Origin of the sequence: Mycobacterium sp. 1164966.3, assembly GCF_001665395.1 — a bacterium.
Taxonomy (GTDB): domain Bacteria; phylum Actinomycetota; class Actinomycetes; order Mycobacteriales; family Mycobacteriaceae; genus Mycobacterium.
The window spans coordinates 43,172-67,971 of record NZ_LZSG01000021.1; the positions used below are offsets into that span (position 1 = coordinate 43,172).

Sequence of the window (24,800 nt, forward strand, 5' to 3'; positions counted from 1 at the left end):
CGTGCACGATGCGTATCCCCGGCTTACGCAATTGAGTCCGAGCTCTCCAAAACGTATGCACGACTAGTGGCTGCGTTGGCACAAGAGGCGGAGCACAGGTCGCAAGAGACAGCAGGCCAACAGCCATGGGCTTGATAGGCAAGTAACCACTTGCCTATAGTCGGGTGGTGGGCGATGTGTTCAAAGCGCTCGCCGACCCGACCCGACGCGCGATTCTCGACGAATTGCAACAGCACGACGGCCAGACATTGTTCGAGCTGTGCGGCAGGCTGAGCGCCAAGCACGGACTCAATTCGTCGCGGCAAGCGGTTTCACAGCACCTCGACGTGCTCGAAGCGGCGGGCCTGGTCAGGGTGCGCCGCGAGGGCCGCTACCGGTTCCACGACCTGGACACATCACCGCTGAGAGCCATCGTGCGACGGTGGCACATCGACCGAGAAGGAGCGCCATGAGAATTAAGCTGACCAGCGTTTTCGTTGACGACCAGGATAAGGCGCTCAAGTTCTACACCGATGTTCTCGGCTTCGTGAAGAAGACCGAGGTGCCACTGGGAGAGTATCGATGGTTGACGGTGACCTCCCGAGAGGAACCTGATGGCGCCGAGTTGCTGTTGGAACCTGATGCCCATCCTGCGGTCCCACCGTATCGAGAAGCGTTGGCGGCCGACGGAATTCCCGTCGCATCCTTCCAAGTCGCCGATGTACACGCGGAATCCGACAGGCTCAAGGGGCGCGGCGTCGTATTCACTCAAGAGCCGGCCAAGATGGGCGAGGTGACTACCGCCGTGTTCGACGACACCTGTGGCAACCTGATCCAGATCGTCAGCGAGTAGCGGACTAGGTGTAGGACGGCTGGAACGCTTCGGCTGGCTGCGCCAGGGCCAGCGCTGAGCTGGTGCCGATGGGGCCGTGCCGGTCGAACAAAATCGCGCTTCCTGCGGCTATCCCGGCCGTGCCGTAGTGACTTTGGGCAGCCAGGCCGATGTATTCATCGTCCGGCAGCCGGCTCGCGGTGACTGTGTAGTCGGCGTTGATGTAGCGTAAACCCCCTGTGCCCCAATGTGTTAGCGAACTGGTGACGTCACCGACGAATGCCAGGCGAGTGAACGGCGTCAACGGAAACCCTTGCACCATCGGGCGAAACACCCGCGTCCACGCGAACTTCTGGGAGTGGGATTGTTCCCATTCACCGGCGGCGATACCGGGACTGCCGTCCGTGGTGTTCCCATACCCCCAGATGAGGAATGGCATGTCGGCGGGGAAACCCTCGGAGTTGGTTGGCAGCGGCGGCATCTCGACCGAGGCGGACCAAACCTGACCATCGGGATGCTCGCCTCGTCGCAGAAAGAGCGCACTGGCACGCGCGACGGTCTTTCCGCTTTGGACCAGAACACCGTCGACGAGCTTGATGCGCCGGCCTTCTCGCTGCACGTAAGTCTGAATCTGTACCGGCTCCATCAAGGCCGGCCGCAACAGGTCGACGGTCAGCCGAGCCGGTTGCAAGTCGGGGTCGATGCCGGATTGCTCGATTCCCCAGCCCAATAGACCGCCGACGATCTGGCCACCCATGCCGACGCCCCACGGGCCCCGCGTCATATCGCTCGGCAGATAAGAGTCGCCGTCGACAGCGAAGAACGCCTCGGGCATGATGGCGGAATCTTCGATCGTCACCGCTACGACGATAGGGCACCAGTAGCGAGGTGTGGCCATGCCTTCGATTGCCTCTCTGACCGAGATCTCGCGGAGCGGCAACCCGTTCCCGGTAACGGGTGTGTCCCGCGACGCCGACGGGATACCGCGCTACGATGTCGTCCCGGCGACGCTGCTGGACATGCTCGCCGAGCAAGTTGACCACCGCCCGGACGACGAAGCCGTGGTCGAGCTCGGGGCGGGCCGGCTGACGTACCGACAGCTTTGGGACCGCGCGTCGCGGGTCGCCGGTGGCTTGCGCGCGAACGACCTGAAGCCGGGCGACCGGGTTGCGGTGCGCTACCCGGCGGGGCTGGATTGGGTGCTGGCGTTCTGGGGCACGGTGATGGCCGGAGGCATTGCGGTGGCCGTCAATACGCGTTCCGCTCAACCGGAGGTCGACTTCGTTCTGTCCGACGCCGGTGCTCAGGTGGACCTGGCCGCAGACTCACCGCTGCCTGACGGCCAACCGTACATGACCGAAAATCTCACCCGCACCGACATAGCGGCGCTGTTCTACACGTCGGGCACCACCGGGCACCCCAAGGGTGTGCCGACGACCCACGAGGCGTTCGTCACCAACACCGAGAACGCGGTGCGGTGCCTGCGACAGCCCAGGGATATCGGGGAGGCGCTGCGCACCCTCATCTCGGTGCCGCTGTTTCACGTAACCGGTTGCAACTCACAGCTGTTGGCAGCAGCCCGGCTTGGCGGCGCGGCGGTGATCATGCCCACACTCAACCTCGACGAGCTGATCAGCACGCTGAGCGCTGAGCGCATCTCGCTGATGGTGACCGTCCCGGCGATCTACTCGTTGCTGTTGCGCCACAAGGACTTCGCCGCGGCCGATGTCTCCGGGGTCCGCTGGGTCGGCTACGGCGGCGCGCCCATCGCACCGTCGCTGGTCCGTTCGGTCAAGGACGGGTTTCCGTATGCCACGGTTTTCAACGGGTACGGCATGACCGAGACCGCCTCGCTGATGACTGCGCTGCCCGACGAGGACGCCGTCGAGCATGCGGACTCCGTCGGATACGCCGTGCCGTCGGTGGATCTTGGCGTGATCCCGCTCGACGACGGATCCGGTGAATTGGTCGGCGAATTGGTGACGCGCGGAGCCAATGTCACCACCGGCTACTGGAACCGGCCGGAGGCCACGTCGGCCACGATCGTCGACGGTTGGCTGCACACCGGAGACGTCGTCCGTGTGGACGACGCGGGCCGGGTACACATCGTCGACCGACTCAAGGACATCATCAACCGTGGCGGGGAGAACGTCTCCAGCGTCGAAGTCGAAGCGGTGCTGCTGGCCGCTCCCAATGTCGCGGACGCCTGCGTGCTCGCGGTTCCCGACGAGGTGATGGGCGAGAAGGTGGGCGCGGTGCTGTTCGGCGGCACCGATCCGATCGACGTGCCGGCGGTGATTGAGCACTGCCGCGGGCAGCTCGCCGATTTCAAGGTGCCGCAGTACGTCACGGTGGTGGACGGCGCGTTGCCACGCAACGCCGGCGGCAAGTTGCTCAAGGGCAAGCTGCGCGAGCAGGTGCAGTGGGGTAAGCCCCTGCGCTGACCGCGCCGAGCCTGCCCGGGTTTCGTCGCCCTGGCCGCAGGTTCGATACGACCCGGCACCAGCGATACCAGTCCCGCGTGGATGGAAATGGCGGGCTTGCGTGTGTCGGCGGCCTACATGCACATCAAAATGTCGCGCTCGATACGACAGCGTTAACACTGCCAGCATCTGCATTACGAATTTATGAACGAATTCTCACATGGGCGCCTTCGATTGGGGGTACGGATGACCTGTCTTCGTCAAAACCAAACGTCATACCGAGAGGAGCACTAGATGTCGTTTCTGACTGCACAGCCTGAGGAGCTGGCCGCTGCGGCCGGCAAGCTCGGTGTGATCGGCTCGGCCTTCGCCGCCCAGAATGCGGCCGCGGCAGCCCCGACCACCGGCGTCATTCCCGCCGCTGCGGACGAGGTGTCCATCTTGCAGGCTTCGCTATTCGCCGCGTACGGGACGCTCTACCAACAGGTCAGCGGCGACGCCACAGCGATGTACGACAGCTTCGTCAACACGCTGCAGACCAGCGCCGGGACATACGAGGCCACCGAGGCGGCGAACACCTCGGCGGCGGCTTCGCCGTTGTCATCGGTAGGTGCCGCGGCGGCCCCAGCCGCCGCAGCAGATCCGCCGGGACTCGATATCGCCGACATCGTGGACATCGGCGGCGGCAACTGGGCCTCGGCCGCGTCGAACTTCCTCGGTTTGGCAAACGGTGGCCTGCTGGTGCCGGCCGAGCAGGGCACCGGTACCGCCGGAGCGGCGTTGCTGGGTTTCGACGGCGCGAGCGCGGAGTCGGCGGCGACGGCCGGTCTCGGCGAGGTGCCGGCCGCCGGCATGGGTCCCGCGTTTGCCGGCATGGGGGTGGCGTCGTCCGTCGGGGCGTTGTCGGCACCGGCGAGCTGGGCGGGATCGACCACATTGGTTTCCAGTACCGCGACGCCGAGCCCGGGCGTGTCACCGGGCGCGGGCTGGACGGCCGCTGCGCCGCCAGCCGCCTCGGCGACGCTGCTTCCGGGGATGCCGGGGTACGCCGCGGTCGGCCGCAACAGTGCCGGCTTCGGTGCGCCGCGCTACGGCGTCAAGCCCATCGTCATGCCGAAACCGGCGGCCGGCTGAGCCCGCCCCGACGCGCTCAATCGACCGACTTCAACTCAAAGAAAAGAGACAGCAATGGATTTCGGAGCATTACCCCCTGAGATCAACTCCGCACGCATGTATGCCGGCGCTGGTGCCGCACCGATGATGGCTGCCGCGGCGGCCTGGAACAACCTGGCCCTCGAGCTCAGCACGACGGCCAGCTCGTTCGAGTCGGTTATCACTCAGCTGACCGCCGAACTATGGATGGGTCCCGCGTCGTTGTCGATGGTCGCCGCGGCACAGCCGTTCGTGGCCTGGTTCAACTACACCGCGGAAGCCACTGCGCTGGCGGGCTCGCAGGCTACGGCGTCGGCGGCCGCATTCGAAACGGCGTTCGCAATGACGGTGCCGCCCGCCGAGGTGACTGCGAACAGGGTGCTGCTGGCACAGTTGGTGGCCACCAATGTGCTGGGGCAGAACACGCCGGCGATCGCGGCCACCGAAGCCCTGTACGGCGAGATGTGGGCGCAAGACGCGCTGGCCATGTACGGCTATGCGGCGGCATCGGCGGTCGCTGGAAAGCTGATCCCGTTGACCACGCCGGCGCAACCGACCAACCCAGCCGGCATCGGCGGCCAAGCCGCCGCGGTCAGCCAGGCCGCGGCATCCAGTTCCGTCCAGCAAGTGGGTCTGAACAACCTGGTCGGCAACGTGCCCGACAGTGTCAGAAGCCTCGCCTCGCCGGTCACCGCGGCTGCCGCCGCGCCGGATCCCAGCGGGCTCGTGTCGGACACCATCAACGGCGCAGTCAACACGGGCGCCTGGTTCACCACCGCTGGCATCGTCTCCGCGATATTCCTGAACCACACCCTGAATACGATGCCGGCAGCCGCGGCTGCCGCCGGGGCCATTCCGGGTGCCGCTTCGTTGGCAAATACCGTGGTGCCGGCAGGGCTCGGCGGCGCCCCGCTGATGGCAGCTGTGGGCACCGCGCCGTCGGTCGGTGGCCTTTCGGTGCCGGCGGCATGGTCCGCCGCCGTCCCGGCTACCTCGTCGACGACGGCCGGTGCCAGCGCGTTGGAGGGCAGCGGTTGGGCCGTGCCCGAGGAGGCAGAAGCGATCGCCGGAATGCCCGGCGCGCCGGGAATGGCGATAGCCTCCAAGGGCGCCGGTGCTTACGCTGGGCCGCGGTACGGGGTCAAGCCCGTCGTCATGCCCAAGCTGGTTGTCGTCTGATCTCCGAGGTGTGCCTATGACGCTGCTGATCGCCAACCGTGGGGAGATCGCGCTCCGAATCATCCGTACCGCAACCGAACTCGGCGTTCAGACGGTCGCGGTGTATGCCGAGGACGACGCCGATAGCCCACACGTGCATGCGGCTGACGAAGCGATCGGGGTACCGGGCTATCTCGACCAGGCCGCGATTTTGGCGGCGGCCAAGGAGTCCGCTGCCGAGCTGATCCATCCGGGTTACGGGTTCCTCAGCGAAAACGCTGGATTCGCCCGGGCCTGCGCGGCCGCCGGCGTGGGCTTCGTGGGACCGGGTGCCGATGTGCTGGAAACCGTCGGCAACAAGTCCGCGGCCCGTGCCGCCGCGATTGCCGCCGGGCTGCCCGTACTGGCCGCGACTGAAGGGCCCAGCAGCGTCGAGGATGTCCGCGCGTTCTACCTCGCCCAAGCCGACCAGGGCGGCGGCATCATGATCAAGGCCCTCGCCGGCGGCGGCGGCCGCGGCATGCGCAAGGTGGACAGCGTCGATCAGATCGTCAACGCATACCGGCAGTGCGCCGCGGAGGCACAACTCGGCTTCGGTGATCCGGCGGTGTTCGCCGAGGCGCATCTTGGCGCGGCCCGTCACATCGAAGTGCAGATCGTGGCCGCGCCGGCCGGTTCTCAAACGCATGCGCTCGCTCTCGGCGACCGTGACTGCAGCATCCAACGCCGTTATCAGAAGCTCGTGGAAGTTGCTCCTGCGCAAGGGCTTTCGGATACCCTGCGCCGCTACCTGCACCAGGCCGCGGCCCGGCTGTGCGCGAATGTGGAGCTGCACGGGCTGGCTACGGTTGAATTCTTGGTCGCCGGTGACAAGTTCGTATTTCTCGAGGTGAACCCGCGAATTCAGGTGGAGCACACCGTAACCGAGGAAGTCACCGGCATCGACCTGGTGGCCGTGCAACTGGCTATCGCTGGTGGTGCGTCTTATTACCAGCTGCGGCTGCCCGCCGGAATCGCTTCGGACGGAAGCGAGGTCATTGGCGAGCCGGCATCGCGGCGGGGCGTCGCAATTCAGACGCGGGTCAACATGGAAACCTTCGGTCCCGACGGGTCCGTCGTCCCGGTGTCCGGCACGCTGACGGTATTCACCCCGCCGAGTGGCCCCGGGGTACGCGTCGACACCTTCGGCCGTCCCGGCCTGATCCCCAGCCCGCGCTATGATTCGTTGCTGGCCAAGGTGATCACCCACACACGGGGTTCGGACTTCCCGGCTGCGCTGCGCAAGGCGCGCACCGCGCTGGCCGAGTTCAAAATCGAAGGCATCGCCACGAACATCGCATTCCTGCGAGAGCTGCTGTCTGACAGTCTGATTCAGGCTGGCGAAGTGACGACGAGCTTTCTCGACGAGAAGCTTCCGCAGCTGGCGACCGCGGCGCTGTCTCGTCAGCACGAGGTGCGGGCGACCGCGGTCGAACTCTATCCGGGTGAGGAGGTGCTGCGCGCGCAGCTGGCCGGGACCGTCGTCGAAATTCCGGCCGAAGGCGAGGAATTCGGTGCCGGCGCACAATTGGTTGTACTCGAAGCGATGAAGATGCAGCACGTGCTCGCGGCGCCGGACCCGTTGCGTACCGTTCGCAATCTGGTGACACCCGGACAGGTGGTCGGAACCGGCGACCCGTTGGTGGTGTTCATCCGCACAACCGAGGCCGCAGACGGTGAATCACAAGCCACCGCACTCGATCTGGACCGTCCGCGCAGCGATCTCGACGAGGTCCGGCAACGCCACCTGCTCACCCTGGACGAGGACCGGCCGGCGGCGGTTGCCAAGCGGCACAAGCAAAATCGCCGCACCGCACGCGAGAATATCGCCGACCTGGTCGATGCCGGCAGCTTCGTGGAGTATGGCGCCCTGGCCATCGCCGCGCAGCGCAGTCGCCGGTCCGAGGAGGATTTGATCGCCAACACCCCGGCCGACGGTCTGATCGCCGGCCTGGCCACCATCGGCGCAGACCGCTTCGGGCGCTCGGCGGCCGAGGCGGTCGTGGTGTCGTACGACTACACCGTGCTGGCCGGGACTCAGGGCATGCGCAATCACGCCAAGACCGACCGCGTTTTCGACCTGGCTGCCCGGAAACGGCTGCCGGTGGTGCTGTTCGCCGAAGGTGGCGGTGGCCGGCCCGGTGATACGGATGCCGGCGGCATGGCCGGACTGGACGTGCCGACTTTCCGGATGCTCGCCGGCCTGAATGGTCAGGTGCCGCTGGTCTCGGTCGTGTCCGGACGCTGTTTCGCCGGTAATGCGGCGCTGGCCGGGGTTTGCGACGTGATCATCGCGACCCCGGACGCCAACATCGGGATGGGCGGGCCGGCGATGATCGAGGGTGGAGGGTTAGGGGTCTATCCGCCGGAGGCGATCGGGCCGATCGAGGTGCAGCGGCACAACGGCGTCGTAAGCCTGGTCGCCCGCGATGAGGGGCACGCGGTTTCGCTGGCCAAGCAGTATCTGTCCTACTTCCAGGGCAGCGTGAACGATTGGACGGCACCGGATCCGCGGCTGGCCCGACATGTGGTGCCGGAGAACCGATTACGCGCCTACGACGTGCGCCGCGCGATCGAGTCCATCGTCGACGTCGGCTCTGTGCTGGAGCTGCGGGCGGATTACGGAGTCGGCATCGTCACCGCGCTGGTGCGCGTCGAAGGAGTGCCGTATGGCTTGATAGCCAACAGCAGTCATCATCTCGGCGGGGCGATCGATGCCGAAGCGGCGGACAAGACCGGCGACTTCCTGACGCTGTGTGAGTCGTTCCGATTGCCGGTGATCTCGCTGTGCGACACCCCGGGCTTCATGGTGGGGCCGGACGCCGAAAAGGACGCCGCTGTGCGCCGGTTCGGCCGCATGTTCGTGACAGGTGCGCGACTGACCGTGCCGCTGGGAATGATCATCCTGCGCAAGGGCTATGGGCTTGGTGCCATGGCCATGGCGGGTGGATCCTTTCGCGCACCGCAGTTCACCGTCGCATGGCCGACCGGTGAGATAGGCGGTATGGGCCTGGAAGGCGCTGTGCGGCTCGGGTTCAGCAAGGAATTGGCCGCCGAGACGGACCCCGTAGAGCGCGAGCAGTTGTTCGAACGGCTAGTGGCCGCGGCCTACCAGCACGGCAAAGCCCTACGGTCGGCCACCACCTTCGAACTCGACGATGTCATCGACCCGGCAGACTCCCGGGCCTGGATCACCAGGCTCCCGGGAGTGTGCCGGTCAGATGCCGATTAGGCGTGGCCGCCGCCGCAGCCGACGCCGGGCAGACACCCGCTGCCGCCAGGGACGCCGCCGGGTCCGGCGTTCTGGCCGCCGGAGCCGCAGCCGACGCCTGGGACGCAGCCCTGGCCACCCGGACCGCCGCCCGGACCACCGTTCTGGCCGCCGGAACCGCAGGTGCCGTTGGCGTCGCAGCCGCCGCCGCCTGGGTCGTCCTTGAAGACGACATGCGTCGGCCCAGGGGACGTCATCCCAGGTCCCGCCGCAAAAACTTCGGCGGAGGACGCTGGCGCCGCCGCGATCGCTGCAGCGACAGCCCCCGCCACTACCAGTGGTTTCATGAGGTTTAATTTCGCTAACATTCTTTGCGCATACCACGCGCAGGCCGGTACAAAACATTTCGCCAGCGACCGAATGCAGACCCCGCACCGCCCTAATAGAACATGCCCCACAACCGAAGGCATACCGAAATGACCTCACTGGATCTGACCGGCCGCACTGCAATCATCACGGGGGCCTCGCGCGGAATCGGGTTGGCGATCTCCCAACAGCTGGCGGCAGCCGGGGCCAACGTCGTGCTCACTGCCCGCAAGCAGGAGGCGGCCGACGCTGCAGCGGCGCAGGTGGGTCAGGGTGCGCTGGGCGTGGGTGCCCATGCGGTCGACGAGGATGCGGCGCGGCGTTGTGTCGATCTCGCACTCGAGCACTTCGGCAGCATCGACATCCTGGTCAACAATGCGGGAACCAACCCGGCGTTCGGTCCGCTGATAGAGCAGGACCACGCGCGGTTCAGCAAGATATTCGATGTCAACCTGTGGGCGCCGTTGCTGTGGACCTCGCTCGTGGTCAAAGCCTGGATGGGGGAGCACGGCGGCGCTGTGGTCAACACCGCTTCGATCGGCGGCATGCACCAATCCCCGGCGATGGGCATGTACAACGCCACCAAGGCCGCGCTGATCCATGTCACCAAGCAGCTGGCGCTGGAACTCTCACCGCGGATCAGGGTCAATGCGATCTGCCCGGGTGTGGTTCGCACCCGTCTCGCCGAAGCGCTGTGGAAGGACCACGAGGATCCGCTGGCGGCGTCTATAGCGCTCGGGCGAATCGGTGAGCCGGTTGATGTGGCGCAAGCCGTCGCGTTCCTGGTTTCGGATGCGGCCGGCTGGATCACCGGGGAGACGATGGTCATCGACGGGGGCCTGCTGCTGGGCCCCGCACAGGGCTTCCAGATGCAGTCGGGAGGCGCGCAATGAGTGGTTCGGACGCCCCAGACGACGTTGCCGCCGACCTGAACGAGCGCGTGCGGTCGCTCCTCAAGGAACACGACCCGTCGACCACCGATGCGCGGGAATTTCTGGGCGCGCGTTTCGATGCCGGCCTGGCGTGGGTGTATTTCCCGCCGGGTAATGGCGGCCTGGGCCTGCCGCATACCTATCAGGAGCGGGTCGAGGCGGAGCTGGCCGCCGCCGACGTGCTGGCCGGCGGCGGTGGCCGGAACCTCATCGGGCTCGGCATGGCAGCGCCGACGATCGCGGCATTCGGGACCGACGAGCAGAAGCGAAAGTTCCTGCGCCCGTTGTTTACTGGTGAACACGTCTATTGCCAGCTGTTCAGCGAGCCGGGTGCCGGATCCGATCTGGCCGCAGCCGCAACTCGCGCCGTGCGCGACGGTGACGACTGGATTGTCAACGGGCAGAAGGTTTGGACATCGATGGCGCAGCACGCGCAGATGGCGATCCTGGTTGCGCGCACCGACCCGAACGTGCCCAAACACGCTGGTCTGACGTACTTCTTGGTCGACATGACGCAGCCCGGGATCGACATCCGTCCGCTGCGACAAATCACCGGCGAGGCGGAATTCAACGAAGTGTTCCTCACTGACATCCGGGTGCCCGACGCGAATCGCCTCGGTCCGGAGGGCGGCGGCTGGCGGGTGGCGACCACCACGCTGAACAACGAGCGCGTCGCGATCGGTGCTCGCTCCGGGATACCGCGCGAAGGTGCCCACATCGGCAAGGTCGCCGCGGCGTGGCGCAACGAGCCGGCGCTGCGCAACCCGGCAATGCACGACCAGCTGATGCGGCTGTGGGTCGAAGCCGAGGTGCTCCGGCTCAGCAGCGAGCAGCTGCGCCAGCGTGCCGCCGCCGGTCAGCCAGGCCCTGAGGGCGCCGGCATGAAGGTCGCGTTTGCCCGTCTGGCGCAAGCGATCTCAGGTTTCGAGATCGAACTGCACGCCGACTCCGGGCTGCGCTACGACGACTGGACCATGCGCAGGCCGGAAGTCGTCGACCTGATCGGTCGCGGGCCCGGGTATCGCTATCTTCGTGCCCGCGGCAACTCGATCGAGGGCGGCACCTCGGAGATCCTGCGCAATACCATCTCCGAACGCATCCTGGGATTGCCCGGCGAACATCGCGTGGACAAGACCGTCGCCTTCAAGGACCTACAGAGGTGAGTTCGTTGAGCAATCTGCTGTATTCGGACACCGAAGAGGCGTTGCGCGACAGCGTCCGTCACCTCTTCGCCGACCGGTGTCCACCGGAGGCGGTGGCGCGGGCCTATGACGTAGAAGCTTCGCCGCCGCCAGATTTTTCCGGCGTGTGGCGGACGCTGGCCGCCGAGTTGGGCGTGGCGGGGCTGCTGGTGCCCGAGTCGCTTGGGGGGGCCGGGGCGAGCGCCCGCGAAGCCGCGGTCGTGATGGAGGAGATCGGCCGCGCCGTCGCGCCGGTGCCGTTCCTGTCCAGCGCGGTGCTCGCGACGCTCGCGCTGCTGGGCGTCGGCGACACCGAAACCGTGCCGGGGCTGGCCCAGGGTACGACCACCGCCGCGCTGGTGGTGCCGTTTTCCAGCGCGCCGGGCGATCCGATCGCCGGAATCAGCGCCGCTGCAGACGGCCTGAGCGGAGTGGTCGGCAACGTCGCAGGTGCGAGCGAAGCCGACGTGTTGGTGGTGCCGGTCGCAGGCGCTGACGGACTCGAACTCCATGCCGTCGACCGCGAAGCAGCCGGCCTTGAAGTGTCGCCGGTGCTGGCGCTCGACATGACGAGACCCCTTGCGGATATGGGTTTTTCGGGCGTCGCGTCGTCGCGGGTAGGGACTGGCCCGGCTGCCGAGACGGAGGCGGCGTTGGCTGAAGCGCTGCAGACCGGTGCGGCTCTGCTGGCGTCCGAGCAGCTAGGGGTCGCGCAGTGGTGTTTCGACACCACGCTGGCCTACGCGAAGGAGCGCAAGCAGTTCGGCCGAACGATCGGCTCGTACCAGGCGGTCAAGCACCGGCTGGCCGACCTATGGATAGAACTCAACTCGGCTTCCGCGGCGGCGCGCTACGCCGCCGACACCTCCGCCCGTGGCGATGCGGACGCGCCGGTCGCGGCGGCCCTCGCGCAGGCCTACTGCAGTGATGTCGCGGTGCATGCCGCCGAGGAGTGCATACAGCTGCACGGCGGCATCGGAATGACCTGGGAGTATCCGGCGCACCTGTATATCAAGCGGGCCAAGAGCGACCAGCTGGCCTTCGGCACCGCCTACCGGCACCGCAGCCGGCTGGCCGAGTTGGCGGAGTTGACCTAGCGCGAGCAGACGCAAAAGCACCTGGATTGTCGGCGTGTCGGGTGCTTTTACGTCTGCTCGGCAGAACTAGCCCAGCGCCCCACGGAAGGTTTCGATCATCGCGGCCCAATGCCGCTCGGCTGCCGCTTCGTCATAGGGCGGGTTGTCCGGCACCGCGAACCCGTGGGCGGCCTGGTACCACTCGATGGTGTGCTGCACACCGGCCGCCGTCAGCGCCTTGTCGAGCTGCTCGGCGTGGTCGGCGGTGAACGATGCGTCGTTCTCGGCGCCGCCGATATAGACCGTGGCGCCAATCTGGTCGGCCAGCAGGTGCGGGCTGTCGGCGGAGTCGGTGACCAGTCCGCCCCCATGGAATGACGCCGCGGCGGCGACGCGATCCGGCTGACGCCCCGCTACCACCACCGAGATGCGCCCACCCATGCAATAGCCGCACACGCCGAACCGCGCTCCTGACACCTCCGGCCGGGCTGACAGGTAATCGAAAAACGCAGCCGCATCGCTGGCCATCATGTCCTGGGTGATGCTGCCGATCATCGACATCAGCCGCTTGCGCTCGGCAGGGTCGCCGAACGCGGTGGACATATCGATCGGAGCCCAGTCGCCGTGGCGGTAGTACACGTCGGGTAGCAGCACGGCGTAACCGAAACCGGCCAGCTTGGCCGCCATCTGGTCGAACGTCTCGCGCGTCCCGCCGGCGTCGGGATACATGACCACACCGGGCCATGGACCGGAACCCTCGGGGGTGAATAGCAGGACGGGGCAGCTGCCGTCCGGGGTGGTGATGCTGTCGGTGATTTTCGGCATGGCCTCCGTTTTACTCTTCGTGATCGAGGCTTATTCGACTGCGTCGACCCGCCGCGCCCGGCTTCGCCGCGCTTGCGATCGACGCTAAGCTGGCCGCGTGCCGATCGCGACGCCGTACGAGGATCTGCTGCGCCTGGTGCTCGAGCGGGGCACCGCCAAAGCCGACCGCACCGGAACCGGCACCCGCAGCCTGTTCGGCCAACAGCTGCGTTACGACCTGTCGGCGGGCTTCCCGTTGCTCACCACCAAAAAGGTGCACTTCAAGTCGGTGGTTTACGAGTTGCTGTGGTTCCTGCGCGGTGACTCCAACGTCGGGTGGCTGCACCAACACGGAGTCACCATCTGGGACGAGTGGGCAAGCAGCACAGGCGATCTCGGGCCAATCTACGGTGTGCAGTGGCGATCCTGGCCGACGCCGTCCGGTGATCACATCGACCAGATCAGCGCCGCGCTGCATCTGCTGCGCACCGACCCGAACTCTCGGCGCATCATCGTGTCGGCCTGGAACGTCGGCGAAATCCCGCACATGGCGTTGCCGCCGTGCCACGCGTTCTTCCAGTTCTACGTCGCCGACGGACGACTGAGCTGTCAGCTCTACCAGCGCAGCGCCGACCTGTTCCTCGGAGTGCCGTTCAACATCGCCAGCTATGCCCTGCTGACCCACATGATGGCCGCCCAGGCGGGGTTGGGAGTCGGCGAGTTCATCTGGACCGGCGGCGATTGCCATATCTACGACAACCACGTCGAACAGGTCCGGATCCAGCTTGGTCGCGAACCGCGTCCGTATCCGGAACTCGTTCTGGCTCAAAGGGATTCGATCTTCGACTACAGCTATGACGACGTCGTCGTCAAAAACTACGATCCGCACCCGGCAATCAAAGCGCCCGTCGCTGTATGAGCGTCGGCCTGATCTGGGCGCAGTCGACGTCCGGTGTGATCGGTCGCGGCGGCGACATTCCGTGGCGGGTGCCCGAGGACCTGGTCCGCTTCAGGCAGCTCACTATGGGCCACACGGTGGTGATGGGACGGCGAACCTGGGACTCGCTGCCGGCCCGGAACAGGCCGCTGCCCGGCCGCAGGAACGTCGTACTGAGCCGCCAGGCGGACTTCACCACTGACGGCGCAGAGGTGGCCGGTTCACTCGAAGAAGCTTTGTCGAATTGCGTGACCGAGCGTGAGAACTGGGTGATCGGCGGCGGCCAGATCTACGCGCTCGCGCTGGAGAGGGCCGGCCGCTGTGAGGTCACCGAGGTGGACATCGACCTACCGCGTGACGACGAGGACGCGCTGGCCCCGATGCTCGACGAAGCGTGGCTGGGTGAGACGGGCGACTGGCAGGTCAGTCGGTCAGGACTGCGATACCGGTTTCACAGCTATGTTCGTGCATGAGCCGTGACCGCCGGCACCTGACATACTCGTCAGGGGTCGGCCTCATGGGGTCCACCAGCTTTTCCGGAAGGAGATTTGTCGGTGATAACCGAACCCACAAAGACGTTCACTCGCACGTTCAGGGGCTACGACGCGGCTGCGGTCGATGCCCATATCGAGATGCTGACGACCAAGCAGCAGTTGCTGCGTGACGACGTCGAGAGCCTGAGAGCCCGGTTGAAGGAGTCCCGCGACGAAGTAGAGGCGTTGCGGAGGGAGGTGGCCGTCCTGACGGACACGTCGCCATCGCCGCACGCGGTGCAGCAGCGGATGGCGAAGATGCTGCGGCGTGCGGTCGACGAGGCCGCCGAGATGCAGGCGGAGGCGCGGGCCGAGGCAGACGCGCTGATCGCCGCGGCCGAGGCCGAGGCCGAAGCCGCGCAGCGAGAGCACGAAGAGCAGCTGGCTGACCTGGCCGCGCAGCTGAAAGCCCTGCAAGCCGAGTACGGGGAAACCAAGCAAAAGCTCGACGCCGAACTGGCCGGTATGCGGGCTAGAACCCAGTCGGAGATCGATCAGGCGTGGGAGGACGCCCGGCGCGAGACCGATCTTTATCGTGAGCAGGCTGAGCGTGCGGTGGCCGAGGCACGTCAGCAACGCATCAAGGTTCTCGAGCAGCTGATGGGTGCGTACCGCGATCTGGAAGCCGTTCCGGCCGCTCTTGAATCGGCATATCACGAGGCCAAAAACGCAGCCGAGACGAATTCCGTAATGCCGTTGGACGAGAAAGTCAGCACGGGGTGATCTCGCGGCCGGTTGGTGTCAGACCCGACCGGTATTCTCAGCGCCGTGTCGACCCGGAACCGCAGGCTGACCGGCGAGCAGGCCCGACGGATAGCAGTTGCGGCCCAAGGATTTAGCGAGCCGCGGCCCAACGGCCCGATCAATCGGGCGCATTTGAAGCGGTTGATCGCTCGCATCCAAGTGCTGCAATTGGATTCGGTGTCGGTAACGGTGCGCGCCCACTACGCGCCGGTGTTCAGCCGGCTCGGCCCGTATGACCGCGGCGTGCTGGACCGGGCGGCTTGGGGCCCGGCTCCGGCCCGCCTGCTGGCGGAGTACTGGGCGCACGAGGCCGCGCTGATGGCCGTCGACGACTGGCCGCTGCTGCGCTGGCGGATGCGCGAGTACCGGTACGGCCGCTGGGGTGCCCACATTGTGAAGGCCAACTTGAAGCTCGCCGACAAGATCATCGCGGCCGTCACTGACCTCGGTCCCTGCACCGCCGGCCAGATAGAGACGTACCTGTCAGCAGAGCCACGGGGAAGGAAAGGGCCCTGGTGGGGTCGCAGTGACACCAAGTGGGTGGCAGAGGCGCTGTTTGCCTCCGGGGTGCTCACCACCGCCACCCGGGTCGGTTTCGCGCGCCACTACGACTTGGCGGAGCGCGTGCTGCCGCCGGCAGTGCTGGCGCGTCACGTCGACGACGACGAAGCCGTGCGCGAGCTCACCCTGCGCGCTACCGCCTCGCTGGGCGTCGGCACCGAGGCCGACATCCGCGACTACTTCCGGCTATCGGCGCAGCAGGTCAAGCCGGCCATCGCCGAGCTGTTGGCCGCCGGTGAGATCGAGCGAGTCCAGGTGGACGGCTGGCCGGCGCCCGCGTATCTGCGAGCCGGCCGCAGCGTGCCGCGTCAGGACCGGGGCACCGCGCTGCTGTGTCCGTTCGACCCGCTGATCTTCTTCCGGCCGCGGGTGGAACGGCTGTTCAACTTCGCTTATCGCATCGAGATCTACGTGCCCGCGAGCCAGCGCAAGTACGGCTACTATGTGTGGCCGTTCCTGCTGGACGGACAGCTGGTCGCGCGGGTTGACCTCAAGGCCGACCGCGCCGCCGACGCGCTGCGGGTGGTGGGCGCGTTCGGGGAGCCGGACATACCGCGGGCCCGGGTAGCGGCCGCGCTGGGCGGTGAGCTGGAGACGATGGCGTGCTGGCTGGGCCTGGGCCGGGTCAGTGTGGCGGGCCGCGGCGATCTGGCCGCCGACCTGCGAACAGCGGCCAAGCGGGCCGGTTGATGAACGATCTCAAGGACACGCTCTGGAAGGCCGCGGACAAGCTGCGCGGCTCACTACCGGCCAGCCAGTACAAGGACGTCGTCCTCGGGTTGGTGTTCCTGCAATACGTCTCCGCCGCGCACTGGAAGTCGTTGGCGGACAACGCCAAAGCGGCCAACATCGGTCAACTGGCCGACCAGTCGATGCGGGCGGTGATGGCGGCCGACCCCGCGCTGGCCGGGATGCTGCCACAGCTGTACGGAAACGTCGACCAGCGTCGCCTCGGCGAGTTGGTCGCGCTGCTGGACCACGCGCCATTGAGCGGTCCTGGTCCGCGCCACGCGCGTGACTTGCTCGGTGAGGTCTACGAGTACTTCCTCGGTAACTTCGCTCGCACGGAAGGACGGCGGGGCGGTGAATTCTTCACCCCGCACAGCGTCGTGCGGGTGATCGTCGAGGTCCTCCAACCGGCCAGCGGGCGCGTGTACGACCCGTGTTGCGGGTCGGGCGGGATGTTTGTGCAGACCGAGCGATTCATCGTCCGGCGCGATGGCGACCCGCGGGCCGTCTCGATCTTCGGCCAGGAGAGCGTCGAGGAGACCTGGCGAATGGCGAAGATGAACCTCGCCATCCACGGCATCGACAACGCCGGTCTGGCTCGGGGCGACACCTTCGTCGACGACCGGCACTCCGGCGTCCAGATGGACTTCGTGTTGGCCAATCCGCCGTTCAACATCAAGGATTGGGCCCGCGACGAGCAAGATCCGCGGTGGCGCTTCGGCATTCCGCCCGCCGGCAACGCGAACTTCGCCTGGATTCAGCACATTCTTTCCAAACTGTCGCCGGACGGTAAGGCCGGTGTGGTGATGGCCAACGGCTCGATGTCGTCGAACACCGGCGGGGAAGGGGACATTCGCGCGCGGATCGTCGAGGCGGACCTGGTGTCGTGCATTGTGGCGATGCCCGGTCAGCTTTTCCGTAGCACCGGAATTCCGGTGTGCCTGTGGTTCTTTGACATGAACAAGATCGAGCGGTCCGGCCAGGTGCTGTTCATCGACGCTCGCAGCCTCGGGCGTTTGGTGGACCGGACGGAGCGGGTGCTGATACAGGACGAGGTTGCCCGGATCGGTGAGACCTACCATGCCTGGTGCTCTACAAAACATCCTGCTTACCAAGATGTTCCGGGTTTTTGTAAGACGGCGACGCTGGACGAGATCAGAGCCGCGGGCTACGCGCTGACACCGGGACGCTATGTGGGGGCTCCGGCGGCTGAGGATGACGACGAGCCCGTGGCCGAGAGAATTGCCCGGCTGAAAAAAGAATTGCTGGCGGCTCTCGACGAATCCGCAGCGCTGGACAAGCTGTTGCGCGAGCAGGTGGAGCGCGCGTGACACGGCTGGGGGACCATCTCGACTTCTGCGCCGGATCCGCGCCGCCGGAGCGGCGACTGACCGGGCGGTTTCCCGTCTACGGCTCCAACGGGCCCATCGGCTATGCGGCGCAACGCAATTCCCGTGGTCCGCTCATTGTGCTCGGCCGCGTCGGATCGTATTGCGGCAGCATGCATTACTGCGAGGCCGATGTCTGGGTCACCGACAACGCGCTGGCTTGCCGGGCGAAGAATCCCGAGGAGACCCGCTACTGGTATTACGCCCTGCAGACCTGCGCGCTCAACGAGCACCGAACCGGATCCGGGCAGTCGCTGCTCAACCAGAGGATCCTTCGCGACATTTCAGTTCGGGCCGTCCCGACTCGCGAGCGGCGGCAAATTGCCGAGCTACTCGGCTCCCTGGACGACAAAATAGCCGCCAACCGGCGGGTGATCACTGCTGCCGAGGCATTGATGGTGGCCACTGCCGCGTCGGTCTCCGATCATGTGCCGCTGTCCACCCTGGCGGCGCGGTCGACGGCGGTCGTCAACCCCGGGGATTTCGACCGCACCGTCGCCCATTTCAGCTTTGCGGCTTTCGACCACGGCGCGAATCCCGCGCTTGGCGACGGCGAGGCGGTGAAGAGCGGCAAGTTTCTGTTGACGGCGCCGTGTGTGCTGTTCGCAAAGCTGAATCCCAACACACCCCGAGTGTGGAATGTGGTCAGCCTTCCACCGGAAATGGCCTTGGCGAGTACGGAGTTCGTCGTGCTGCGGCCCATCGCCGTCGATACTTCGGCGTTGTGGGCTGCCGTTGCGCAGCCCAGCGTTTCGCAATCGCTCCAACAGAAGGTCGCCGGGACTTCCGGAAGTCGTCAGCGCGTCCGGCCGCGTGACCTGTTGGAGGTTCGTGTGCGGGACGTACGACGGCTGCCCGGTGCGGCATCGCGGTCGCTCACCGACCTGGGCCGGCTGTGTCAAGCGCGGCGGGCCGAATCCATCCGGCTGGCCGCCTTCCGGGACGCGATGCTGCCGCTGCTGATGTCGGGTGAGCTGCCCACCCTGCACTGAGGGCGTGCGCGCCGGCTCGATGCGCGCCCTGGATGCGGGCTCGGCGCCACCAGCGCAGGCTCACGCGCCGGTCGGCGGTTAAGGTGAGCGCCGTGGCCGAGACCCCGCCGCTACGGGTGCAACTGATCGCCAGGACGGAATTCCTGGCGCCGCCGGACGTCCCGTGGACCACCGACGCCGACGGCGGCCAGGCCCTCACCGAGTTCGCCGGCCGGGCGTGCTATCAGAGCTGGTCCAAGCCCAACCCCAAGACTGCGACCAACTCCGGCTACATCAAGCACATCATCGATGTCGGGCACTTCTCGGTGCTCGAGCACGCGAGCGTTTCGTTCTACATCACCGGTATCTCGCGCTCCTGCACCCACGAACTGATCCGACACCGGCATTTTTCCTACTCGCAGCTGTCGCAGCGCTATGTCCCGGAGAAACAGTCAAAGGTCGTGGTGCCGCCGGGGATGGAGGACGACCCGGAGCTGACGGAGATCCTGACCGCCGCCGCCGACGCCAGCCGAGCCACCTACACCGAACTGCTGGCCAAGCTGGAGGCCAAGTTCGCTGACCAGCCGAACGCGCTGTTGCGTCGCAAGCAGGCCCGTCAGGCCGCGCGCGCGGTTCTGCCGAACGCCACCGAAACCCGCATCGTCGTGACCGGCAACTATCGGGCGTGGCGGCACTTCATCGCCATGCGGGCCAGCGAGCACGCCGACGTGGAAATTCGCCGGCTGGCCATCGAGTGCCTTCGCCAGCTCGTCGCCGTCGCGCCCGCGGTGTTCGCCGACTTCGAGGTATCCACGCTGGCCGACGGCACCGAGGTCGCCACCAGCCCTTTCGCCACCGAAGCCTGAGCGGCGCGCCGCTCACGAGCGTGCGCAGATGTACGGCCCAAGCGGCGTGTCCCGGTACAAACACGCTCGCTCGCGCTGCCAAAAACAGATTTGGCGCCGCCGGGTAATCTTGGGAACCGTGACTACCGTCGGATTCGACGCCCCAGCGCGGCTGGGAACCCTGCTGACCGCGATGGTCACACCCTTCGGCGCCGACGGGTCCGTCGACACCGCCGCCGCGGCGCGTCTGGCGAAGCACCTGGTGGATGCCGGCTGCGACGGGCTGGTCGTTTCGGGAACCACCGGCGAGTCGCCGACCACCAGCGACGACGAGAAACTACTCCTGCTGCGGACGGTGCTGGAGGCGGTCGGCGACCGGGCGCGTGTCATCGCCGGGGCGGGCACCTACGACACCGCCCACAGCATCCGGCTGGCAAAGGCCTGTGCCACCGAGGGCGCACATGGGCTGCTGGTGGTGACGCCCTACTACTCGAAGCCGCCGCAGACCGGGCTACAGGCGCATTTCACCGCCGTCGCCGACGCCACCGATCTGCCGGTGCTGCTCTACGACATCCCCCCGAGGTCGGTGGTGCCGATCGAGCCCGCCACCATTCGCGCGCTGGCGTCACACCCCAACATCGTCGGCATCAAAGACGCCAAGGCCGACTTGCACAGCGGCGGCCAGATCATCGCCGAAACCGGGCTGGCCTACTACTCCGGTGACGACGCGCTGAACCTGCCCTGGCTCGCGATGGGTGCAATCGGCTTCATCAGCGTGATCTCCCATGTCGCCGCCGGCCAGCTGCGAGAGTTGTTGTCCGCCTTCCAATCCGGTGATGTCGCTACCGCGCGCAAGATCAATAACACCCTGGCGCCGCTGTGCGACGCGATGAGCCGGCTGGGCGGAGTGACTTTGTCCAAGGCGGGACTGCGACTGCAGGGCATCGAGGTCGGAGATCCCAGGCTTCCGCAGGTCGCGGCGACGCCGGAACAGGTCGACGCGCTGTCCGCCGATATGCGTGCGGCGTCGGTGCTCAGGTGAGCCGCCAGTGAGCTCAACGGTGGCCCGGAAGTGAACGAAGACCTGGCCCCACCGGGTCCTCTGCCCGCGGGCGGGTTGCGGGTCACCGCACTGGGCGGCATCAGTGAAATCGGCCGCAACATGACGGTTTTCGAACACCTGGGCCGACTGCTGATCATCGACTGCGGAGTCATGTTCCCGACCCACGACGAGCCCGGCGTCGACCTGATCCTGCCCGACCTGCGCCACATCGAGGACCGACTCGACGACATCGAGGCGCTGGTGCTGACCCATGCGCACGAAGATCACATCGGCGCCATCCCGTTTCTGCTCAAGCTGCGGCCCGACATCCCGGTCGTCGGGTCGAAATTCACCCTGGCGCTGGTGGCCGCGAAATGCCGCGAGCACCGGCTGAAGCCGGTATTCGTCGAGGTGGCCGAGGGGCAGAGCAGTCGGCATGGCGTGTTCGAGTGCGAATACTTCGCCGTCAACCACTCGATCCCGGACGCGCTGGCCATCGCCGTCTACACCGGCGCCGGAACAGTGCTGCACACCGGCGACATCAAGCTCGACCAGCTGCCGCTGGACGGCCGGCCAACCGACCTGCCCGGCATGTCCCGGCTCGGCGACGCCGGCGTGGACCTGTTCCTGTGCGATTCGACCAATGCCGAGCACCCCGGGGTGGGGCCGTCGGAAAGCGAAGTGGGTCCCACCCTGCACCGGCTGATCCGCGGCGCCGAGGGGCGCGTCATCGTCGCGTGCTTCGCCTCCAACGTCGACCGGGTGCAGCAAATCATCGATGCCGCAGTGGCATTGGGACGGCGGGTCGCGTTCGTCGGCCGATCGATGGTGCGCAACATGGGCATCGCGCGGGAGCTGGGCTTCCTGCGGGTGGGTGATTCCGACGTCATCGACATTGCCGCCGCCGAGATGATGGCGCCCGAGCAGGTGGTGCTGATCACCACCGGTACTCAGGGCGAGCCGATGTCGGCGTTGTCGAGGATGTCACGGGGCGAACATCGCAGCATCACACTGACGGCGGGGGATCTGGTCGTGCTGTCGTCGTCGCTGATCCCCGGCAACGAGGAGGCGGTCTACGGGGTCATCGACGCGCTGTCCAAGATCGGGGCACGGGTCGTCACCAATGCCCAAGCGCGGGTACATGTTTCGGGCCATGCCTATGCCGGTGAGCTGTTGTTCTTATACAACGGGGTGCGCCCGCGCAACGTCATGCCGGTGCACGGGACCTGGCGGATGTTGCGCGCCAACGCCAAGCTGGCGGCGAGCACCGGGGTATCGCCGGAGTCAATTGTGTTGGCGGAGAACGGCGTCAGCGTAGACCTAGTGTCGGGACGGGCATCGATTGCCGGCGCGGTGCCGGTGGGCAAGATGTTCGTCGACGGCCTGATCACCGGCGACGTCGGCGATATCACCCTGGGCGAACGCCTCATCCTGTCGTCGGGCTTCGTGGCAGTGACCGTGGTGATCGAACGCGGCACCGGCCGTCCGGTCGGCGCGCCGCATCTGGCCTCGCGCGGGTTCTCCGAAGATCCCAAGGCGCTGGAGCCGGCGGTGCGCAAGGTGGAAGCAGAGCTGGAATCGCTGGTGGCCGCCCACGTCGCCGATCCGGTCCGGATCGCCCAGGGGGTGCGCCGGACGGTGGGCAAGTGGGTAGGCGAGACGTATCGCCGGCAGCCGATGATCGTGCCCACGGTTATCGAGGTCTAATCCGGCGCCAGCAGACGCAAAGTCCCGTAATTCCAGGTGTTTTGGGGGATTTTGCGTCTGCTCGCGCCCAATGGTCTCGGCGCCGTCAAGTCTTCTCCGCGTACGCCGACCACTCGATCTGTGATGCCTCGAGTTTGCGGCCGGTGGGCTGGATGTAGCGCTGCACGAGCTCGTCGGGCCCGGCCTGCTCCAGCAGCCGCCAACCGTATCCGGCGAGGAAATCGGATACCTCCTCGGGCAGTAACCCGAAGTGCCACAGTTGCTTTCGCTGGCGCACGGAGCGATACAGGGTGCGGGTGCCGTACCGGTTGGTGCCGTCGATGAAGTCGCGACGGACGTAGGTGAACACCATTCGGCTGCCCGGTGCCGTGGGCCGCAGCCCTTCCATGGTCGCGCGAACAGCATCCTCGGTGAGGTATTGGGTGACGCCTTCCCAAATGAAGAACACGCGATAGTCGGTGCGGTAGCCGTGCTCGGCCAGCGCGGTGAGCAGGTCGTCGTGCTCGAAGTCCAGGGCCACCAAGCGAACCGAAAGCGGGAGATCGCCCAGCACGCGTCGTACCGTTCTGGCCTTGCGGGCGATGTTGACCGGTAGGTCCACCTCGAAGACCGGTTTGCGGATCCGTCGCGTCAACTGGTAAGCGCGGGTGTCCAGCCCGGCGCCCAGGACCACCACAGCGTCGATCTCTTCAACCGCCTCGGCGAGCTTGTCGCCGATAAACCGCTTGCGACACGCCAGATTCGCCCACAGACCGCGGCCGGTCCACTCCGACGCGCCGATGAATGCGCGCCGCACGCGAGCCGGGCGGGTCGCGAGGACCATCAGCCGCAACGGGACGGGCAGGAACAGTTCGGCGAGGTCGTCGTCGACCAAGCGTTGGCCGGGTGGCTCATGTTGTTCGACGGCCGCCAACACCATCGGGCCGAAGGCGGTCTGGGCGGCGGGGTTTCGGCTCATCGCTTGTTCACACAGCCAGCATCGACCGGCAGGGTGACGCCGGTGATGTACCGGGCTTGGTCGGACACCAGCCATGCGACGGCGTCGGCGATGTCGTCGGGCTGGAGGATTTGCACTGGGAGCGCGTTGCCGCTGCCCTGCCCCGCTCCCTGCGCGGCCAGGTCGGCGAGCCACTTGCGGGTGAACTCGTTGTTGATCATCGGCGTGTCCACGCCCGACGGGTGTATCGAGTTGACCCGGATATTGTGCGGGGCAAGCAGATTGGCGTACAAGCGCATCAAACCCACCAATCCGTGCTTGGCGGCGGTGTAGCCGATCGAGCCGGCGTCGGCGCTGCCGATGCCGGCCAGGCCCGCCGCCGAACTGATCAGCACGACCGACCCGCCGGTACCCTGCTCGACCATGGTCGGCACCGCAACGTCGATGGTGTGGTAGGCGCCGGTGAGGTTGACGTCGATGACGTCGTGCCAGGCGTCGGTGGACTGCATGGGGGCGATTCCGGCGTTGGCGATGACGATGTCGAGGCGACCGACCTCGTCCAGGCCAGCCCGCAGCGCGCCGGCCAGCGATTTGCGGTCGCGGACGTCAGCCTGTTTGGCCACGATGCGCGCCCCGGTGTCCTCGACGAGCTTGACGGTGGCCGCGAGGTCCTCTGGGGTGCCCAGCGGATAGGGCACGCTGGCGATGGGCTCGCACAGGTCGACGGCGATGACGTTGGCGCCCTCGGACGCCAGCCGAACCGCGTAGGCGCGACCCTGACCGCGCGCGGCGCCGGTGATGAAGGCGACCCGGCCTTCCAGCGGCCGGCCCATCAGGCGCGGAGCTGGCCCTTGCTCGAGTCGCCCGCGGGGATGGGCTCCAGCATCTTGATGTCCGGTTGTCCGGCCAGGTGCTCGCCGGCGGCGGCGAACATCTTGCCGATTGCGGGCGCGGTGCTGTGTGCCTTGAGCGCCTCAGGGTCGGCCCACTGCTCGACGAAGACAAAGGTCTCGCCGGTCTGGTGCAGCGAGTACAGCTGACAGCCCGGTTCGTCGTGCACCTCTTCGACCGCGGTGGTGAGGATGTCGCGGACGGTGTCGACCGACTCGGGCTTGACGGTCAGGGTGGCGACGACGACGACGGGCATACTGAGGCCTCCTGTGGCGGCGGGCGGTGCCGGCTTTAGTGACGCTGGGTCAACGTTTGTCACCCTACTCACGGATTCTGACAACGGGACCGGCACATGGGCGGAG

Annotated in this window: 24 protein-coding genes; 18 read left to right on the plus strand and 6 right to left on the minus strand. The window is 66.8% G+C overall.

The window, feature by feature from the left end:
* Positions 1–167: 167 nt before the first annotated feature.
* Together A9W99_RS07385 and A9W99_RS07390 are read left to right on the plus strand one after the other, a co-directional pair.
* Positions 168–452 (plus strand): helix-turn-helix transcriptional regulator, encoded by a 285-nt coding sequence (locus tag A9W99_RS07385; protein ID WP_067375548.1) that lies wholly within the window; start codon positions 168–170, stop codon positions 450–452.
* On the plus strand, positions 449–832 hold the full coding sequence (locus tag A9W99_RS07390) for a VOC family protein (protein ID WP_067375339.1): 384 nt from the start codon (positions 449–451) through the stop codon (positions 830–832). The genes A9W99_RS07385 and A9W99_RS07390 overlap by 4 nt, the downstream gene beginning before the upstream one ends.
* Positions 833–836: 4 nt before the next feature.
* Here the strand turns inward: A9W99_RS07390 and A9W99_RS07395 are convergent, their stop codons facing one another.
* Positions 837–1,670, minus strand: coding sequence for a thioesterase family protein (locus tag A9W99_RS07395; RefSeq protein ID WP_172828829.1), 834 nt, complete (start codon positions 1,668–1,670; stop codon positions 837–839).
* Positions 1,671–1,725: 55 nt separating this feature from the next.
* On the opposite strand from A9W99_RS07395, the gene A9W99_RS07400 reads away from it, so the two are divergent.
* The 4 genes from A9W99_RS07400 (at position 1,726) to A9W99_RS07415 (ending at position 8,815) form a co-directional block, all read left to right on the plus strand.
* Complete coding sequence (locus A9W99_RS07400; protein WP_067375552.1) at positions 1,726–3,255, plus strand: class I adenylate-forming enzyme family protein; 1,530 nt, start codon at positions 1,726–1,728, stop codon at positions 3,253–3,255.
* A 273-nt stretch (positions 3,256–3,528) separates the two neighbouring features.
* A complete protein-coding gene (locus A9W99_RS07405; protein WP_067375341.1) occupies positions 3,529–4,368 on the plus strand; it encodes a PE domain-containing protein in 840 nt (279 codons plus the stop codon).
* 54 nt (positions 4,369–4,422) lie between these two features.
* Positions 4,423–5,565, plus strand: coding sequence for a PPE family protein (locus A9W99_RS07410; protein WP_067375343.1), 1,143 nt, complete (start codon positions 4,423–4,425; stop codon positions 5,563–5,565).
* Between the two features lie 16 nt (positions 5,566–5,581).
* Positions 5,582–8,815 (plus strand): carboxyl transferase domain-containing protein, encoded by a 3,234-nt coding sequence (locus tag A9W99_RS07415; protein WP_067375345.1) that lies wholly within the window; start codon positions 5,582–5,584, stop codon positions 8,813–8,815.
* On the opposite strand, the gene A9W99_RS25900 is transcribed toward A9W99_RS07415, so the two are convergent.
* Positions 8,812–9,141, minus strand: a complete 330-nt coding sequence (locus A9W99_RS25900) for a PE-PGRS family protein (RefSeq protein WP_082929882.1) — start codon at positions 9,139–9,141, stop codon at positions 8,812–8,814. The genes A9W99_RS07415 and A9W99_RS25900 overlap by 4 nt on opposite strands.
* 129 nt (positions 9,142–9,270) lie before the next feature.
* Between A9W99_RS25900 and A9W99_RS07425 the strand changes: the two genes are divergently transcribed.
* Genes A9W99_RS07425 through A9W99_RS07435 form a run of 3 tightly spaced genes read left to right on the plus strand, consistent with a single transcriptional unit; the run spans position 9,271 to position 12,370 of the window.
* The gene (locus tag A9W99_RS07425; protein ID WP_067375349.1) at positions 9,271–10,053 is read left to right on the plus strand and encodes an SDR family oxidoreductase; all 783 of its coding nucleotides are present in this window, start codon (positions 9,271–9,273) and stop codon (positions 10,051–10,053) included.
* Positions 10,050–11,255 (plus strand): acyl-CoA dehydrogenase family protein, encoded by a 1,206-nt coding sequence (locus tag A9W99_RS07430; protein WP_067375350.1) that lies wholly within the window; start codon positions 10,050–10,052, stop codon positions 11,253–11,255. Before A9W99_RS07425 ends, A9W99_RS07430 begins: the two co-directional genes overlap by 4 nt.
* 5 nt (positions 11,256–11,260) lie before the next feature.
* On the plus strand, positions 11,261–12,370 hold the full coding sequence (locus A9W99_RS07435; RefSeq protein WP_067375554.1) for an acyl-CoA dehydrogenase family protein: 1,110 nt from the start codon (positions 11,261–11,263) through the stop codon (positions 12,368–12,370).
* Between the two features lie 66 nt (positions 12,371–12,436).
* On the opposite strand, the gene A9W99_RS07440 is transcribed toward A9W99_RS07435, so the two are convergent.
* Positions 12,437–13,174 carry a dienelactone hydrolase family protein gene (locus tag A9W99_RS07440; protein ID WP_067375352.1) on the minus strand — a complete coding sequence of 246 codons (738 nt, stop codon included), beginning with the start codon at positions 13,172–13,174 and terminating at the stop codon, positions 12,437–12,439.
* 97 nt (positions 13,175–13,271) lie between these two features.
* Here A9W99_RS07440 and A9W99_RS07445 point away from each other — a divergent pair, with 97 nt between their 5' ends.
* From A9W99_RS07445 to A9W99_RS07485, 9 genes are all read left to right on the plus strand, one after another.
* Positions 13,272–14,072: a thymidylate synthase gene (locus A9W99_RS07445; protein WP_067375354.1), complete on the plus strand. Its 801-nt coding sequence runs from the start codon at positions 13,272–13,274 to the stop codon at positions 14,070–14,072.
* Positions 14,069–14,563, plus strand: a complete 495-nt coding sequence (locus tag A9W99_RS07450; protein ID WP_067375357.1) for a dihydrofolate reductase — start codon at positions 14,069–14,071, stop codon at positions 14,561–14,563. Before A9W99_RS07445 ends, A9W99_RS07450 begins: the two co-directional genes overlap by 4 nt.
* A gap of 81 nt (positions 14,564–14,644) precedes the next feature.
* Positions 14,645–15,346: a DivIVA domain-containing protein gene (locus tag A9W99_RS07455; protein ID WP_067375358.1), complete on the plus strand. Its 702-nt coding sequence runs from the start codon at positions 14,645–14,647 to the stop codon at positions 15,344–15,346.
* Positions 15,347–15,391: 45 nt separating this feature from the next.
* A complete protein-coding gene (locus A9W99_RS07460) occupies positions 15,392–16,618 on the plus strand; it encodes a winged helix-turn-helix domain-containing protein (protein ID WP_371514931.1) in 1,227 nt (408 codons plus the stop codon).
* Positions 16,618–17,988 (plus strand): type I restriction-modification system subunit M, encoded by a 1,371-nt coding sequence (locus A9W99_RS07465; RefSeq protein WP_067375361.1) that lies wholly within the window; start codon positions 16,618–16,620, stop codon positions 17,986–17,988. Before A9W99_RS07460 ends, A9W99_RS07465 begins: the two co-directional genes overlap by 1 nt.
* Entirely contained in the window at positions 17,985–19,037 is a 1,053-nt protein-coding gene (locus A9W99_RS07470) for a restriction endonuclease subunit S (protein ID WP_067375363.1), read from the plus strand. The genes A9W99_RS07465 and A9W99_RS07470 overlap by 4 nt, the downstream gene beginning before the upstream one ends.
* Positions 19,038–19,129: 92 nt before the next feature.
* Positions 19,130–19,882 (plus strand): FAD-dependent thymidylate synthase, encoded by a 753-nt coding sequence (thyX, locus tag A9W99_RS07475; protein ID WP_067375365.1) that lies wholly within the window; start codon positions 19,130–19,132, stop codon positions 19,880–19,882.
* Positions 19,883–20,000: 118 nt separating this feature from the next.
* Positions 20,001–20,903, plus strand: a complete 903-nt coding sequence (gene dapA / locus A9W99_RS07480; protein WP_067375366.1) for a 4-hydroxy-tetrahydrodipicolinate synthase — start codon at positions 20,001–20,003, stop codon at positions 20,901–20,903.
* Positions 20,904–20,933: 30 nt separating this feature from the next.
* Positions 20,934–22,610 carry a ribonuclease J gene (locus A9W99_RS07485; protein WP_067375368.1) on the plus strand — a complete coding sequence of 559 codons (1,677 nt, stop codon included), beginning with the start codon at positions 20,934–20,936 and terminating at the stop codon, positions 22,608–22,610.
* Between the two features lie 85 nt (positions 22,611–22,695).
* On the opposite strand, the gene A9W99_RS07490 is transcribed toward A9W99_RS07485, so the two are convergent.
* Genes A9W99_RS07490 through A9W99_RS07500 form a run of 3 tightly spaced genes read right to left on the minus strand, consistent with a single transcriptional unit; the run spans position 22,696 to position 24,694 of the window.
* Entirely contained in the window at positions 22,696–23,568 is an 873-nt protein-coding gene (locus A9W99_RS07490; protein ID WP_067375370.1) for an SAM-dependent methyltransferase, read from the minus strand.
* A complete protein-coding gene (locus tag A9W99_RS07495; RefSeq protein ID WP_082929883.1) occupies positions 23,565–24,380 on the minus strand; it encodes a mycofactocin-coupled SDR family oxidoreductase in 816 nt (271 codons plus the stop codon). The genes A9W99_RS07490 and A9W99_RS07495 overlap by 4 nt, the downstream gene beginning before the upstream one ends.
* Positions 24,380–24,694, minus strand: a complete 315-nt coding sequence (locus A9W99_RS07500; RefSeq protein ID WP_067375375.1) for a putative quinol monooxygenase — start codon at positions 24,692–24,694, stop codon at positions 24,380–24,382. Before A9W99_RS07500 ends, A9W99_RS07495 begins: the two co-directional genes overlap by 1 nt.
* Positions 24,695–24,800 lie beyond the last annotated feature (106 nt).